General features: G+C 34.6%; 13 protein-coding genes and 1 tRNA gene. 5 read left to right on the top strand and 9 right to left on the bottom strand.

The genetic code is table 11. The features are described 5' to 3' along the window. Positions 1 to 43: 43 nt before the first annotated feature. On the bottom strand, positions 44 to 1,300 hold the full coding sequence (locus ACT3CE_RS03265) for a nucleoside permease (protein WP_444708327.1): 1,257 nt from the start codon (positions 1,298 to 1,300) through the stop codon (positions 44 to 46). A gap of 251 nt (positions 1,301 to 1,551) precedes the next feature. Between ACT3CE_RS03265 and ACT3CE_RS03260 the strand changes: the two genes are divergently transcribed. The 4 genes from ACT3CE_RS03260 (at position 1,552) to ACT3CE_RS03245 (ending at position 4,746) form a co-directional block, all read left to right on the top strand. Next, entirely contained in the window at positions 1,552 to 2,502 is a 951-nt protein-coding gene (locus tag ACT3CE_RS03260) for a nucleoside recognition domain-containing protein (protein WP_444708326.1), read from the top strand. 77 nt (positions 2,503 to 2,579) lie between these two features. Then, positions 2,580 to 3,374 carry a thymidylate synthase gene (locus tag ACT3CE_RS03255; protein WP_444708325.1) on the top strand — a complete coding sequence of 265 codons (795 nt, stop codon included), beginning with the start codon at positions 2,580 to 2,582 and terminating at the stop codon, positions 3,372 to 3,374. 33 nt (positions 3,375 to 3,407) lie between these two features. After that, positions 3,408 to 3,893: a dihydrofolate reductase gene (locus ACT3CE_RS03250; RefSeq protein WP_444708324.1), complete on the top strand. Its 486-nt coding sequence runs from the start codon at positions 3,408 to 3,410 to the stop codon at positions 3,891 to 3,893. A gap of 1 nt (position 3,894) precedes the next feature. Beyond that, complete coding sequence (locus ACT3CE_RS03245; protein ID WP_444708323.1) at positions 3,895 to 4,746, top strand: hypothetical protein; 852 nt, start codon at positions 3,895 to 3,897, stop codon at positions 4,744 to 4,746. Between the two features lie 32 nt (positions 4,747 to 4,778). Here the strand turns inward: ACT3CE_RS03245 and clpX are convergent, their stop codons facing one another. The 8 genes from clpX to ACT3CE_RS03205 all read right to left on the bottom strand — a co-directional run bounded on the left by clpX (position 4,779) and on the right by ACT3CE_RS03205 (position 13,788). After that, positions 4,779 to 5,993, bottom strand: a complete 1,215-nt coding sequence (gene clpX, locus ACT3CE_RS03240) for an ATP-dependent Clp protease ATP-binding subunit ClpX (RefSeq protein ID WP_444708322.1) — start codon at positions 5,991 to 5,993, stop codon at positions 4,779 to 4,781. An 82-nt stretch (positions 5,994 to 6,075) separates the two neighbouring features. Beyond that, complete coding sequence (clpP, locus tag ACT3CE_RS03235) at positions 6,076 to 6,750, bottom strand: ATP-dependent Clp endopeptidase proteolytic subunit ClpP (RefSeq protein WP_444708321.1); 675 nt, start codon at positions 6,748 to 6,750, stop codon at positions 6,076 to 6,078. Positions 6,751 to 6,900: 150 nt separating this feature from the next. Then, a complete protein-coding gene (gene tig, locus ACT3CE_RS03230; RefSeq protein WP_444708320.1) occupies positions 6,901 to 8,250 on the bottom strand; it encodes a trigger factor in 1,350 nt (449 codons plus the stop codon). A 107-nt stretch (positions 8,251 to 8,357) separates the two neighbouring features. Next, positions 8,358 to 8,439, bottom strand: a tRNA-Leu gene (locus ACT3CE_RS03225). 140 nt (positions 8,440 to 8,579) lie between these two features. After that, positions 8,580 to 9,314, bottom strand: coding sequence for an LPS export ABC transporter ATP-binding protein (gene lptB, locus ACT3CE_RS03220; RefSeq protein WP_444708319.1), 735 nt, complete (start codon positions 9,312 to 9,314; stop codon positions 8,580 to 8,582). Positions 9,315 to 9,368: 54 nt separating this feature from the next. Next, positions 9,369 to 11,906 carry a DUF5686 family protein gene (locus ACT3CE_RS03215; protein ID WP_444708318.1) on the bottom strand — a complete coding sequence of 846 codons (2,538 nt, stop codon included), beginning with the start codon at positions 11,904 to 11,906 and terminating at the stop codon, positions 9,369 to 9,371. A gap of 53 nt (positions 11,907 to 11,959) precedes the next feature. Continuing rightward, entirely contained in the window at positions 11,960 to 12,796 is an 837-nt protein-coding gene (tatC, locus tag ACT3CE_RS03210) for a twin-arginine translocase subunit TatC (protein WP_444708317.1), read from the bottom strand. A 23-nt stretch (positions 12,797 to 12,819) separates the two neighbouring features. Continuing rightward, the gene (locus ACT3CE_RS03205) at positions 12,820 to 13,788 is read right to left on the bottom strand and encodes a KpsF/GutQ family sugar-phosphate isomerase (protein WP_444708316.1); all 969 of its coding nucleotides are present in this window, start codon (positions 13,786 to 13,788) and stop codon (positions 12,820 to 12,822) included. A gap of 263 nt (positions 13,789 to 14,051) precedes the next feature. On the opposite strand from ACT3CE_RS03205, the gene recQ reads away from it, so the two are divergent. After that, positions 14,052 to 16,229: a DNA helicase RecQ gene (gene recQ / locus ACT3CE_RS03200; RefSeq protein ID WP_444708315.1), complete on the top strand. Its 2,178-nt coding sequence runs from the start codon at positions 14,052 to 14,054 to the stop codon at positions 16,227 to 16,229. Positions 16,230 to 16,268: the final 39 nt, after the last annotated feature.

The raw sequence follows: 16,268 nt of genomic DNA, 5'->3' as shown, positions 1-16,268 counted from the left end.
GTATAAAAGAAAAGCAGGCCTAGGCCTGCTTTTCTTTTGTGTTTTAGTGTGCTATATTTTCAACTTGTTTAGGGTCGTGTTTGTGTTTAAATAATATGGCAAAGAAAATAGCAATTACCAGTGAGTAAATTGCAAATGTATTCCAGATATCCATCCATATAAAATCACCAGTACTATTGGTGAAGAATTCTCCAATAATAATTCCACTTACCCATGATCCTACTATGGCACCAAAACCGTTGGTCATCATCATAAATAATCCTTGTGCACTCGATCTGATATTAGAATCGCATTGGGTTTCTACAAAAAGAGAACCAGATATATTGAAGAAATCAAAGGCCATTCCATAAATTATACAGGAAAGAATAATCATCCAAAGTCCGCCAGCAGGATCGCCAAAAGCAAATAAGCCAAATCGAAGAACCCAGGCAATCATACTCATTAACATTACCTTTTTAATACCAAATTTCTTAAGGAAAAATGGAATTGCAAGAATGAAAAGAGTCTCCGATATCTGAGAAATCGACATAATAATAGTTGAGTATTTGATAACAAAAGAATCGGCATATTCCGGAATTTTTTCAAATTCAGAAAGAAACCTGTCTCCATACATATTGGTTAGTTGTAATGCAGCTCCCAACAACATAGAAAAAACAAAGAAGAGAGCCATTTTATAGTTTTTAAATAACTTAAAAGCATTTAATCCTAAAACTTCAACTAAAGGTGCACCTTTGCTACCTTTATTTTGAGGTTTACATTGTGGCATGGTAAACGAATAAATAGCCAATAAAAAAGATGCAACTGCACCAATGTAAAACTGATCGGCAGTAGCTTTTGATCCACTTAAGTTGGTAATCCACATGGCTGCAATAAATCCAATTGTTCCCCAAACTCGAATTGGAGGAAAAACCTTAATCACATCGTAATTGTTGTTTTTAAGAACGGAGTACGAAATAGAATTCATTAAAGCAATGGTAGGCATGTAGCACATCATTGCCAGTAAAATTACGCTTATAAATACGGTTGGACTGTCAATTTGAGGAAGATAAAGTAAGGCGGCACCTCCAAATAAATGAAGTATACCATACAATCTTTCGGCGTTAATCCACCTATCGGCAATAATCCCCGTAAGGGTTGGCATAAACAAAGATGCGATTCCCATGGTTGAGAATACAGCTCCAAATTCCTGTGGCGACCAGCCTTTGTTTCCAAACCAATAGTTCGCAATTGTAATTAACCAGGCTCCCCAGATAAAAAACTGAAGGAAGTTTAATAGTGTCAATCGACCTTTAATTCCCATAATTTATTGTTTAAAATAAGATTAGTAATTGCTAAAATGGTTTGCTTGTTCTAGTAGTGGTCTTTTAAAATTCATTTACTTGTAATGATATGAATTTCGAAAGTTTCAAATCTAACAAAAAAAGCTTAAATGATGAAGTTTTGGTGCTAAGGATACTAAAAGTAAAGGAATTGATTTTTTTAGAAGTTTAAAATCATATTTATTTCTCAGTAAAAAAATGGTAGTTTTGTTGAGAAATAAATCATGAAAAAATGAGTGTAAACCAAAGCTGTTCATCAAATCTTTCGGGAAAGGATAAATTGCGCGAAGCTGTAAAATTAGCCTTGCCAAAGGCTTTTACAACCACAAAATGGTTGTTAAGTATTATGTTGCCGGTTTCGTTTGGAGTTATGCTACTAAATTATACGGGAGTACTTGCGCTTATCTCATCGTATTTAGCTCCGGTATTCGAGTTAATAGGTTTACCTGGAGAATCGGCTTTTGTTTTACTTACCAGCATTTTTACGAATATTTATACTGCCATTGCTGTTATCACAAGTTTAGGATTAGAAGGGAGAGTGGTTACCATTCTTGCGATAATGTGTCTGGTTGCGCATGGCTTTATCATAGAAACTGCTGTGCTTAAAAAAACAGGTTTGTCGGTGGTAAGAATGGTATTGCTTCGTTTATTGGGAAGTTTTGCCATGGGAGCGGTTTTAAATAGTTTGTTACCTGCCGATACAAGTACCACAATAAGTGCAGTAAGTATAAAATCGGAACCTTTTTCTGTAATGTTTTTAGCATGGCTGCAATCTTCCGGAATACTTGTTATTAAGGTGGTTGTGTTAATTGCTTTGTTAATGGTATTTCAAAAAATATTAGAACTTTTTGGAATCATCAAGTGGATATCTAAATTTTTAAAACCTTTTCAAGTTGTAATGGGCCTTCCCGAATCTACTTCATTTTCGTGGATTGTTGCCAATACTTTAGGTTTGGCTTATGGTTCGGCAATTATAATGGAGCAGGTAGAAGAGGGTAAAATGACAACGAAAGATGCCGATTTATTGAATCATCATATTGCAGTTTCGCATTCGCAGTTAGAAGATCCTTTGCTATTTGCTGCTATAGGAGTACCTTTGGTCTGGATGATTATTCCACGATTATTATTAGGAATAATTGTCGTTTGGCTATGCAGGTTTGAACGTTTTTTGCGATCGGCTTAAGTTTATTAATTCTATAATTGAGATACTATATTTCAAATTACTGTATCTTTAAAAATTAAAATTTCGACACAATAATTATGCAACAATATCTTCAACTACTGGAAAGAGTTCTCGAAGAGGGAAATAAAAAAGGAGACAGAACAGGAACAGGAACAATAAGCGTTTTTGGGCATCAAATGCGTTTCGATTTATCGAAAGGTTTTCCGGCTCTTACGACTAAGAAATTGCATTTAAAATCGATTATTTACGAATTGCTTTGGTTCCTGAATGGTGATACTAATGTGAAATATTTGCAGGATAATGGGGTTCGTATCTGGAATGAGTGGGCCGATGAGCAAGGTGAGCTGGGACATGTTTATGGTTACCAGTGGAGATCATGGCCAAAATCCAATGGAGAATCTCTGGATCAAATTACACAGGTGGTAAATGATATTAAAAATAATCCGAATTCGCGACGATTAATTGTGAGTGCATGGAATGCCGGAGATATTGAAAATATGGCTTTACCTCCCTGTCATGCGTTGTTTCAATTTTATGTTGCCAACGGAAAATTATCTTGTCAGTTGTATCAACGTAGTGCCGATATTTTTCTGGGCGTGCCTTTTAATATTGCATCTTATGCTCTGTTAACAATGATGATGGCTCAGGTTTGCGGACTCGAAGCGGGTGATTTTGTTCATACCTTAGGCGATGCGCATATCTACAATAACCATCTTGATCAGGTGAAACTGCAATTATCGCGTGAGCCTAAAGATTTACCGATAATGAAAATAAATCCTGATGTGAAAAGCATTTTCGATTTTAAGTATGAGGATTTTTCTTTGGAAAGTTACGATCCACATCCACATATTAAAGGTGCGATATCTATTTAAATTATTAATTCGTAATTATAAATTTTTAAAATTATGAAACTATCAATAATAGTAGCTGTATCCCGTAATCATGTTATTGGGAAAGATAACCAGCTTATTTGGCGTTTATCCGCCGATTTAAAAAGATTTAAGGCTCTAACAACAGGGCACACTATCATAATGGGACGAAAAACATTCGATTCCATAGGAAAGCCATTACCCAATCGTACCTCTGTAATTATTACCCGTCAGCCAGATTATAAGCAAGAAGGCTGTATTGTTGTACATTCTTTTCAGGAAGCACTCGATTTTGTTAAAGATCAGGAGAAGGCTTTTGTAATTGGAGGAGGTAGTATTTATGAGGAAGCGATCGGTAAAGCAGACGAATTGTTCTTAACTTTGGTGCATCACGAATTTGATGGAGATACTTTTTTCCCAGAGATAAAAAAGGAAGAATGGGAATCGGTTGCTCGAAAAGATTGTTTACCAGATGATAAAAATGAATATCCTTATTCGTTTATTGATTACAAAAGGAAATAGAATGAAATTTAAATTCATAAAAAATAGTTTGCTGCTATTCATATTCATGGGATTATGTAATTCCTGTTCTACAGGGGCTGATCCCGAAGATTTTATAGACGATATTTTTACAGTGCCATTGGAATATTGTTTACAGATTCAAAATATTTCAAACGATATGGTAATGGATGTAAATGCCATTGTTTTTAATAATCTGGATACAAATAAAGATACAATTGACGATGAAATTGCCTCTTGTGTAACTCCTGTTATTCATCGTAATGCTGCCACTTCTGAGATAGATTCCATTGTTATTGATTATGGATCCAGTGCCTGTACCTCGAATGGTGGAAGTTTTAAAGGAAAAATGATTGTGGAGCCTACCGATGCGAGTCTCAAGAATTTTGAGCTTCGTTTAAGTGATTTTTATTCTCAGGGTTTTGATATCCGAGGAGTTATGAATTTGCAGATCGCCGATGAAGCCGGAGAGGATTTTACATCGGTATTTTCTGATGTGGAATTTGATGTTACCGATTCGGATGATGTGGTCTATACTTTTTATGTTTCTGAAATTAATAGCAGTTATACATTTGTTAAGAGTGAAGAACTGGATATAGATTATGTAGACGATATTTTTTCGTTCACTACAAGTTTAAACGGTGTTGATCCGAATGGAGCCCAATTTTCACTGGAGAGTAGTAGTGGTTTAACTTATGCTTATTCTTGTGACAATATAATTGGAGGAAATGCGACTTTTGTATTAACTGATTTTGGAGAAGGAGAAGTTGATTTTGGAGGAGGTGATACTGATAATGATTGTGATGCAGATGTAAGTGTCCAATCTCAAGGTTCTACAATAAATTTTACATTATAAAAAAAAGCCGGATTAAAAATCCGGCTTTTTTTTTATGCGACTTTTAAGCGCTTAAGATTTACTTTTTCAAGTTTCTTGCTTGCATATTTTTTAGTAATGGAGATTTGTTTTTCTTCTCCCGAAGGAAGTTCAAACATTGCATCCATCATTATGGCTTCGCAAATAGAGCGTAAGCCTCGTGCTCCTAATTTATATTCTACAGCCTTATCAACAATATATTCCAATGCACTTTCCTTAAAGCTTAATTCAATATCATCAATTTTAAATAATTTGGTGTATTGCTTAATAATTGAGTTTTTAGGCTCGGTTAAAATATTTCTAAGCGCATTTCTGTTTAATGGCTCCAAATAAGTTAACACTGGTAAACGACCAATAATTTCCGGAATTAAACCAAATGATTTTAAATCCTGAGGTGCGATATATTGTAATAAATTTCCCTGATCAACCTGCTCTTTCTCTTTGCTTGCATTAAATCCTACAACCTGAGTATTCATACGTTGAGCAATTTTACGCTGTATTCCGTCGAAAGCACCACCACAAACAAAAAGAATATTTTTTGTGTTTACAGGAATCATTTTCTGATCGGGATGTTTTCTTCCTCCCTGAGGGGGAACATTAACAACAGCACCTTCTAATAGTTTTAGCAAGCCCTGTTGAACTCCTTCTCCCGAAACATCTCGGGTAATTGATGGATTATCGCTTTTACGAGCAATTTTATCAATTTCATCAATAAATACAATTCCTTTTTCGGCAGCTTCAATATCATAATCCGATGCCTGAAGAAGTCTGGTTAAAATTGATTCAATATCTTCACCTACATAACCCGCTTCGGTTAAAACTGTAGCATCAACAATAGTAAAGGGAACGTGTAACATTTTAGCAATAGTTCGTGCTAAAAGAGTTTTTCCTGTTCCTGTTTCACCTACAAGAATGATATTTGATTTTTCAATCTCAATATCTTCATCGTCTTTTTCCTGAAGTAATCTTTTATAGTGATTGTACACTGCAACCGCAAGGTATTTTTTAGCTTCATCCTGACCAATAACATATTGATCCAGAAAAGCTTTTATTTCCATCGGTTTTAAAAGTTTAATCTCTTTTAAGTTGAGATCAGAATGATTTTTTAATTCTTCCTGAACAATAGAGTAGGCTTGATCGATACAGCTATCGCAGATATGACCACTAATTCCAGCTATTAGAAGATTTGTATCCTTCTTTTCTCTCCCACAAAATGAGCATTTATCCATGAGTCTATTTTATTGTACTAAAAATGCAAAGTTAATGATTTTACGATTAACTCTGCATTAGGTTTGATTTTTAAATGATTAACTATTTCTCACGAGTAAGAACTTCATCAATCATACCGTATTCTTTAGCTTCTGCAGCAGTCATCCAGTAATCCCGATCCGAGTTTTTTTCTATTTTTTCGTAAGTATTACCAGAATGATCGGCAATAATAGTGAATAATTCTTTTTTTAGTTTCAGGATTTCACGAGCTGTAATTTCAATGTCCGAAGCTTGTCCTTGCGCTCCACCCATTGGCTGGTGTATCATGATTCGTGAATGTTTTAAGGCAGAGCGTTTTCCTGCAGTTCCTGCAGTTAGCAATACTGCACCCATAGAGGCCGCCATGCCTGTGCAAATGGTTGCTACATCACATTTAATATACTGCATGGTATCATAAATACCTAATCCTGCATGTACTGATCCTCCTGGAGAATTAAAGTAAATTTGAATATCTTTTGAATGATCTGTTGACTCAAGAAATAATAACTGAGCCATAATAATATTTGCAACATGATCATCAATTGGCACTCCAAGAAAGATAATTCTATCCATCATTAATCGGGAAAATACATCCATAGATGCAACATTTAGTTGTCTTTCCTCAATAATTGTTGGAGAAATATAGCTATTACTTATTGATGTATATTTATCTAATGAAAGGCTGCTTACGCCCATGTGTTGAGTGGCAAATTTTCTGAATTCGTCTTTTGGTACCATAGGTATATGATTTTATATTTCGTAGACCTAAATTAGTCAAAATTTCTCCATTTGAAAAGAATGGCTAAACTAAATCTTGTCAAATAAGCAAAAAGAAAACCACGCCCTTATAAAGCGTGGTTTTTTATAGTATATTAAAGGATTCTACTTTTATTCAAACATTTTGTTGAATTCTTCAGTAGTTACTTCTTTTTCTTCTACTTTGATAGCTGTTTTCAGATACTCAGCAACTTTATCGTCGATCTTACGTTCGTAGATTTTTCTTTGCTCATCCTGATTTTGCATCATTTGTTGAGCATAGTTAGTTAAGTATTCTTCAGGTACATCCATCATACCGTATTGTTGGAATTGCATTAAAGCTTGTTTTTTTGCAAATTCCATTACTTCTTCTTCGCTTACTTTAAGCTCGTTTTCTTCAGTTAATCTGTTTTTAATTAACTGCCATTTGAAATCAACAACATAGTTAGAGAAATCTGCTTCAACTTGTTCTTCAGTCATTTCTTTGTTAGTTGCAACAATCCAACGTTTCAAGAATGCTTCAGGAAGCTCCATTTTTGATTTCTTTACTAATTTTTCTTTAGCATCAATCAAGAATTTATAGTCGCTATCGTTAACCAATTGTTTTTCGATATCTTCTTTAATCTTGTTTTTGAATTCTTCTAAAGAAGAAACAGTTCCTTCGCCAAATACTTTATCGAATAATTCCTGATTCAATTCCGCATTAACAAATTTGTTAATTTCTGTAATTGTAAATTGGAAATCGGCATCTAAAGTTTCAGCTTCTTCTTTCGATATGTTTAGCATAGAAGCTAAATCTGTTTTGTTGCTGAATGCTTTAGCAGGATTGAAAACTATAACAGCATCTTTCTTAGCGCCAATGAATTTCTTTTTAGAATCTTCATCAGACATATATTCAAGAGAAATTGCAACGTCGTTGCTGGTAATTCCACCTTCAACAAGGTTTCCTTCTGCGTCAACCTGAGCATAATTACCTTTCAAAAGTTCTTTTTCTTCAACAGCTTCAACTGGTTCGTTTGAACCAAAACGACGAGCGTGCATTTCAACACCATTCTCAATCATTTTTTCGTCTACTTTAATTTTGAAGAAATTAATTTTGTCTCTTTTGCTAAGATTAAGAGTGTATTCTGGAGTTAAGGCAATGTCGAAAGCGAATTCGAATTCAGTATCTTTTTCCCAGTTGATTTCTTTTTGATCAGTTTCGTTTGGAAGAGGCTCGCCCATGATTTTTAAATCATTTTCGCGAATGTACTTCATTAGCTCCTGGCTAAGCATTTTGTTAATTTCATCAGCTAAAACAGGAGTACCATACATTTTCTTGATCACACCCATAGGTACTTTACCTTGGCGGAAACCATTGATATTTGCTTTTTTACGATAGTCTTTTAAAACATCGTTTACACGACTTTCATAGTCTTCTTTAACAATCTGTAATTTAATTACAGCGTTTAAATCATCAATGTTGGTTTTTGTGATGTTCATTTTTTAGCTATTAAAAGATAAAATCTTACTAATTAAAAAAAAACCGCTCTATCATCGATATTTTTTTATCGTGAGTATGGGCGGTTTAAGGTTATATTTTCCTGTAGTGCGGATGAAGGGACTCGAACCCCCACGCCTTACGGCACTAGATCCTAAGTCTAGCGCGGCTACCAATTACGCCACATCCGCGGGTTAATTGCGGTGCAAATATAGAGTGGTTTTTTATAATTTGCAATAGCAATCAAAAAAAAATGCCGTTTTTTTTAAGGAAATATATTTTAAGTCGAAACTTACAGATATTTAGAGTTTAATATTAGAGTGTAAGTTATTTATTTTGAGGGTTTTCTAAGTTCGAAATTCTTTCCTAAGTATACTCTTCTAACATCTTCGTCGGCAGCTAATTCTTCTGCTGTTCCCGATTTTAAAATATTTCCTTCAAATAAAAGGTATGCTCTTTCGGTAATCGATAAGGTCTCCTGAACATTGTGGTCGGTAATTAAGATACCAATGTTTTTATCTTTTAGGTGGCGTACAATGTCTTGAATATCTTCAACAGCAATAGGATCTACTCCAGCAAAAGGTTCATCTAGCAAAATAAATTTTGGTTTAATGGAAAGTGCACGAGCAATTTCGGTACGTCGGCGTTCTCCTCCGGATAATTGTATTCCGTGACTTTTTCTGATTTTCTGAAGGCTAAATTCATTCAGCATCTCTTCTAATCGGTGTTGCTGATATTCTTTCGAAAAATCGGACATTTCTAAAACCGATTTAATGTTGTCTTCAACGCTTAATTTGCGAAAGACTGATGCTTCCTGTGCTAAATATCCAACTCCTAGTTGGGCTCTTTTATAGACTGGTTCGTGGGTAATTTCTCTGTTGTCAAGAAAAATTCGACCTCCGTTTGGTTGTATTAAACCAACAATCATGTAAAAGGAAGTTGTTTTGCCAGCACCATTTGGGCCGAGTAATCCAACAATTTCTCCTTGTTTAACATTTACGGAAACTCCTTTTACAACCGTACGGCTTTTGTATCGTTTAATTAAATTTTCAGCTCTTAAAATCATCGTAATCCTATTGGTTTAAACTGTTGGGATTGTGCAAATATAAAAAAGATATCCTTAGAATGTGACTTGCAACATAGCTCTGATTCCAAAATCCTGAAAATCCTGATAAGGATTATCATCAAGATGATTTAATCGCCACATGGCGTCAATTCTAATAAATTTAAAAATATTTTCGATTCCTATACTTGTTTCAAAATATGGTTTACTTACATCTGATAATCCTTGAGGAAAAAACATTTTGGCTTCGGTTCCTGCTAAAGATCCATTGTTTTTACTGCTTAATTTGCCAATTAGTCCTTTGCCCGATACCACAGTTCTCCATTTTAATTTTCGGAACAATGGAATGCGATTCAGAATTAATCCGTTAAAATGATGTTCTACAGCTAAGCTAACGTATTGGTCGCTGGCAAATTCGTAATAGTTCATCATGTTAAATGCATAAGGGTCGAATGCGTAAGTTTCATTTCCTTCGTGTAGATGTAATAAAGGATAAGGAACTTTACCGAACAATTTTCCTGCGCGAATTAAGTAGTAAAGATTTCCTAAAGGTGGCAATTCCAGTGTGTGTTCTACACTTAAATCTATTTTGTAGTACTCATCATCGGCTTTTAATAAATCTTTTATTCCCATTGTAAGGTATAAATTAACAATCGGAACTGGCCCGCCTAGGTGAACTCTTTCGAATTCTCCCATCACTACTTTTTCATTTTTAGTCCAGCGTGTTCTTAGTTCTATTTCGGACGATTTTATTCTTGATACATGCGTTGGTCCATTAAGGCCAGGAGCATTGAAAGGAACAAATTCTGTTGGTTTTATATCGCGGTAACGAAATTTAATGGTGTTTGAAAAACCCTGAAACCACTCTTTTTCATAATGAGCTTCGAGTTGGTTTAGCATGGTTAGCTTATTGTTAGGATTTCTTTTTAATAAGGATGCTAAAATATTACCTTCGGTAAATGCATTCGGGCTTTTTCCAAGTTGCTGTATGTCGTGTTTATATTGTATGCCAAAGGTTTCTCTTGGCAATTTGTTAATCATGTATAAAAAGCCAAGGCCATATTTTAGTTTTTGATCTTTTGTTCCGTAAGCCAAATGTCCGTTCAACATTATTTTTGTACTAAAAGCGTTTGATGTGCGCCCTCCAAACATAAATCGGTTGCCTTCAATTTCGTTAAAGCTGTACATTTTATAATAGGGTCCATACTCAAAATTGCCTTTCACGTAATATCCGGTAACAAAAGTTGTGATTACATCGATAATGTTTTTGTAAAGAGGAACGTTTTGAATTGAATCAACCATTGAATAGATTCCTGCTTCGCGTTCCGATAATTTAAAAGGGCGTGCATTATCCCAATATTCTTTGGGTTGTAAAAGTGCGTTATCATTTACAATTACGTTATTGTCGAGTTTAATAATTTCCTCTTTAAGTGGTATGTTAACTTTTACATCTTTATAGGATATGGTTTTTCTTCCGAAGAATCCCATCTGTTTTGTGGAGTCCTTTTCGGAAAGCATAAAATCTACAAATAGGTTTTGTTTTTTTAAAAACCAGGTTGTGTCGTTTAATTTCTGATATTCGTTAGTACTAACCAAATCTTTTACCCAGTTTAAGTTTACATCTTTAGCAATACGCATTTGCATGTTTTGAATTGCGAAAGTTGTATCGGCAACCCAAAAGTCACCTACAAAGGTTGGTTCTTGTTTTCTTTTTGGCTTAAAAGACATGTGATAACACCAGTTTCCATCACGATAAGTGCTGTCGGTAAGGTAATATTTGTAATAGCGTAAGCCTGCATCGGCAATTGGGCTAACGAATCCCATATCAAACAGATCGATAAAGTTTTTGTAGATATTTACATTTTGATGCAGTTGTCCGGTAAATTGTGCCAAGCTGGCATTATCTTTTATTCCAGACATTTGAGAGGCTTTAATAATTTCTCGTTCTATGCGGGGTTTGGACTGATAATGATAATCAGATAAGGATTCGGTTATGAAAATAGGAAGATATGGTTTTCCAGTAACTACAGAAGTATCCATGTAGTCGAATATAAACTGAAACTGACGCATTATTTTCTTATCCTTAAAATTATCTTTGATATTGTTCAGGTCCATTTCCATTTTTGTGTAGGTTTCGGCCTGATATGATTTAAAACGGGCAGGATTATTTTTTTTCTTATTCGCGATTATTTTTCGCAAAAGAATATGAGCTGGGTTTTCTCCCGGAACAACGATGATTTCTTTTAAATCGACAGTTTCGGATACTAATTCTACATTTAGAGTTCGAAATTTTCCTTTCTCTATGGCAAAGGACTGCTCTTTGTATCCCACAAAAGATATGTGCAAAGAATCACCTGGAGTTCTTGTCTCCAGAAAATACTTTCCATCAAAATCGGAAGTTGTTCCTATTGTAGTTCCTTTAAAAGCAATATTTACAAAAGGCAGGGCTTGTTTCGTTTCAGAATCGATTACCTGGCCTCTGATTTTTGTGGATTGTGCCAAAGCATCAAAATGAACCAATGACAATAATAATATACTTAAAGAAAGAATGCTCCTTTTTAATATTCGTAACATAATTATAATATAGCTGTTCATACAATTATTGTTGAACAATTTTTGATGAATATTTAAATAAAAACTACAGAGAATTATTCAGTAGATTTATCATCATTTTCTTCTTGATTACTTTGAACACGTTTTGAAATTTTAATGCCAATTTCGTAAAGTAGCATAAGTGGCATACATACCAGTATTTGACTAAATATATCAGGAGGAGTAATAATGGCTGATAAAACCAGGATTAGTACTACTGAATGTTTTCTGTATTTTCTTAAGAAATCAGGGGTTACCAAACCGATTTTACTTAAAAAGAAGATTAATACTGGTAGCTCGAAAATTACGCCACTAGCCAAAACTATTGAAGTGATTGATGAGATGTATGATTTTAAATTTATTTGATTCATTACCTGTTCGCTTACGCTGTACGATCCAAGAAAATGAACCGAAAGCGGTGTGATAACATAGTAACCAAAAAGAACACCCATTGCGAACAAAAAGCTTGTGTAAAATATTGAACCTCGTGCATGTTTTTGTTCGTTAGAGTAAAGTGCGGGTTTAATAAAGCACCAGAACTCATAGAATATATATGGAAAACTGGCAATAATTCCAGAAACTAAAGATACACTTATGTGCGTTGCAAATTGACCTGCCATGCTAATGTTAATGATCTGAAATGGCTTCGAATTTATTTTTAGAGCTTTTATGTCAGTGAAATCAGATAGAATGGTAAACATTCTGTTGGTGAAAAAATCTGGATTTTTAGGAGCAAGAATTAAAGTGTTAAAAATAAAGTCGTGAAATATAAATGCTGCAATTGCGCATAACATAACTGCAATTACAGCACGCATAATGTGCCATCTGAGTACTTCCAGGTGTTCAAGAAAACTCATTTGGTTTTCAGAGCTATGATCTTTTGTTTCTGTCATGCTTAGGGTTTTGTTGCTAAAAATTAAACAATTCCTTCTTTTAAAATATCGTGTAAATGTACCATTCCAACATATTTGCCATCATCTACGACGGCAAGTTGAGTGATGTTGTTGTTTTCCATTAATTGAAAAGCATTTATTGCTAAAACATCAGAACCTGTAGTTTTTGGATTGGTAGTCATAATATCTTGTGCTGTAAGGTGGCTTACATCTTCATTTTGTTCAAGCATTCTTCTTAAATCTCCATCGGTAATAATTCCTAAAAGATCATTTTCTTGAGTTACAACTGCCGTTGATCCCATTCTTTTAGATGAGATCTCTAGAATTACGGGTCTTATTTTTTCGTTTAATGATACTTTGGGTGGATTACTTTTCGAAACTAAATCACTAACGCGTAAATATAATTTTTTTCCTAAAGCTCCTCCGGGATGATATTTTGCAAAATCCTGACTGGTAAATTGTCTGCATTCTAGTAATGAAACGGCTAGTGCATCGCCTATAACTAACTGAGCAGTAGTTGAGTTTGTGGGGGCTAGATTGTTTCTGCAAGCTTCTTTTTTAACCACAGCTTTTAGTACAAAATCGGATTGTTTTGCTAAAAATGAATCTAAACCAGAAACCATTGCAATTAGTTTATTCCCCATGTTTTTGATTAGTGGCACTAAAACTTTGATCTCTGGAGTATTTCCACTCTTTGAAATACAAATGACGATGTCATCTGGACGAATCATACCTAAATCTCCATGAATGGCATCTGCAGCATGCATGAACAGTGCAGGAGTGCCTGTTGAGTTTAATGTTGCAACAATTTTATTGGCAATATTTGCACTCTTCCCAATGCCTGTTAATACCACTCTTCCAGTACCATTAAGTATTAATTCAACAGTTTTAACAAAATCATTATCAATGTAATCTTTTAATTGATAAATGGAATTTGCTTCTTCTTCAATGGTATCAATTGCTATCTGTTTTATGTTGTAAGTTGTGTCCAAAACTTTTCTATTTTATTGTGCGTACAAAGCTAAACAAACTCAGTGACTTCGAATTTAAGGGCTTAGTTAAAATCTGTTAAAAGCTACGGGCGTTTTGAATTGTACATCTGTTTGTATAAATTTAAAATACAAAAGTATTTAATTTTTGTAATATCGGGGATCAACAGAGAGGTGAAATTCATTGTTGAAAAATTTTAGGTCACTAATAAAATATTAATTTAGCGGACCGCATATTAAAATGGGAAAGCATATCAATTAAAAGCATGGGAAAGAACTTTGAATTATCAGCTAATTTAAAGAAGTATTTTGGATTCGAGAATTTTAAGGGGAGCCAGGAATCGGTAATTCAAAATATACTTGATGGGAACGACACATTTGTACTTATGCCAACAGGTGGAGGTAAATCTTTGTGTTATCAATTGCCATCAATGATTTTGGAAGGAACAGCAATCGTTATTTCTCCATTAATTGCATTAATGAAGAATCAAGTTGATGCAATGAGAAATTTTGGAGAGGATGATGGCGTTGCTCACTTTTTAAATTCTTCTTTGTCAAAATCAGCAACTTTAAAAGTAAAGGAAGATGTTATCGAGGGGCGTACAAAGTTATTGTATGTTGCTCCTGAATCTCTAACGAAAGAAAGTAATATTGAATTTTTAAAACAGGTAAAAATATCTTTTTATGCTGTTGATGAAGCTCATTGTATTTCGGAGTGGGGACATGATTTTCGTCCTGAATACAGAAAAATAAGACCTATTGTTAATGAAATTGGAGCAGCTCCAATAATTGCGTTAACAGCTACCGCAACACCTAAGGTTCAGCATGATATTCAGAAGAATCTGGGTATGCTTAATGCAACAGTATTTAAATCTTCTTTTAATCGTCCGAATCTTTATTACGAAGTAAGACCAAAGGTAAATGCTACTAAGGAGATTATTAAATTTATAAAAGGAAACCAAGGGAAGTCTGGGATTATTTATTGTCTGAGTAGAAAAAAAGTTGAAGAGTTGGCCGAAACTCTTCAGGTTAACGGAATAAAAGCTGTGCCTTATCATGCAGGTATGGATTCTGCAACCCGGTCGGGAAATCAGGATAAATTTCTAATGGAAGATGTTGATGTTGTTGTTGCAACGATAGCTTTTGGTATGGGAATAGATAAACCTGATGTTCGTTTTGTGATTCATTACGATATTCCTAAAAGTTTAGAGGGGTATTATCAGGAAACAGGTCGTGCAGGTAGAGATGGTGGTGAAGGACATTGCTTAACTTTTTATAGTTACAAAGACATTCAGAAACTTGAAAAGTTTATGCAGGGAAAGCCTGTGGCTGAACAAGAGATTGGAAAGCAGTTGTTAATGGAGACTGTATCTTTTGCCGAATCGGCAGTATGTCGAAGAACTGTTCTTTTGCATTATTTTGGGGAAAATCATACTCAGGAAAATTGTGGAAGTTGTGATAACTGTTTGCATCCTAAAAAAGAATTTCAGGGAGAAGAGTTTGTGACCAAGGCACTTGAGTTAGTAAAGGCCGTAAAGGAGCGCTTTAAAGTAGATCATCTTGTTAATATATTAATTGGTTCGCAAAATTCAGCGATAAAATCATACAAACATGACTTATTGGATATGTATGGTTCTGGTGATGATAAGAATCAGCATTTTTGGAATATGGTTTACCGTCGGGCATTAATTCATTCTTTTATAGAGAAGGATATTGAGCAGTATGGTGTTATTAAAATGCGTCCTGAAGGTGAAGCGTTTTTGAAGAAGCCTTATCCTTTTATGTTGACCGATGATCATGATTTTGAAGGCGTCGATGAGGATGCTCCAAAAAGTGGTGGAACGGCCGTTGTTGATAATGCTTTACTGGCAATGTTAAAAGATCTTAGAAGAAAAGTTGCCAAGCAGAAAAATGTGCCTCCTTATGTTGTGTTTCAAGATCCTTCCTTAGAGGAAATGGCTATTAACTATCCAATATCAATAGAGGAGTTAGGGCATATTCAGGGTGTAGGAGCAGGTAAGGCTAAGCGATTTGGAAAAGAATTTGCCAGTTTAATTGCAAGGCATGTTGAGGAGAATGAGATAGAACGACCTCAGGATATGGTTGTTCGTACTGTTGCTGATAAGTCTAAATTTAAGGTTTATATTATTCAAAGTATTGATAGAAAATTAGATCTTGAAGATATTGCCGAGGCTAAGGGTATGGAATATGAAGATTTGCTGAAAGAGATGGAAGCAATTGTTTATTCAGGTACCAAGCTAAATTTGGATTACTATGTTGAAGAAGCTATTGATGAGGATAAGCAGGATGAAATTCTGGATTATTTTCAGGAAGCTGAAACGGATAGTATCGAAGAAGCTTTAGATGAGTTAGGAGAGGAGTATTACTCTGAGGAGGATATTCGTTTAATGAGAATATTATTCCATTCTGAGAATGGATTGTAGATATATTTGTACACAAATAACAAAGGCTGCCATTTGGCA

The sequence above is a fragment of the Marinifilum sp. RC60d5 genome (genome assembly GCF_052400665.1).
Taxonomy (GTDB): Bacteria; Bacteroidota; Bacteroidia; order Bacteroidales; family Marinifilaceae; genus JBQTGK01.
Note: the sequence above shows the minus strand (reverse complement) of the source record. Positions and strands in the feature narration are given on the sequence as shown.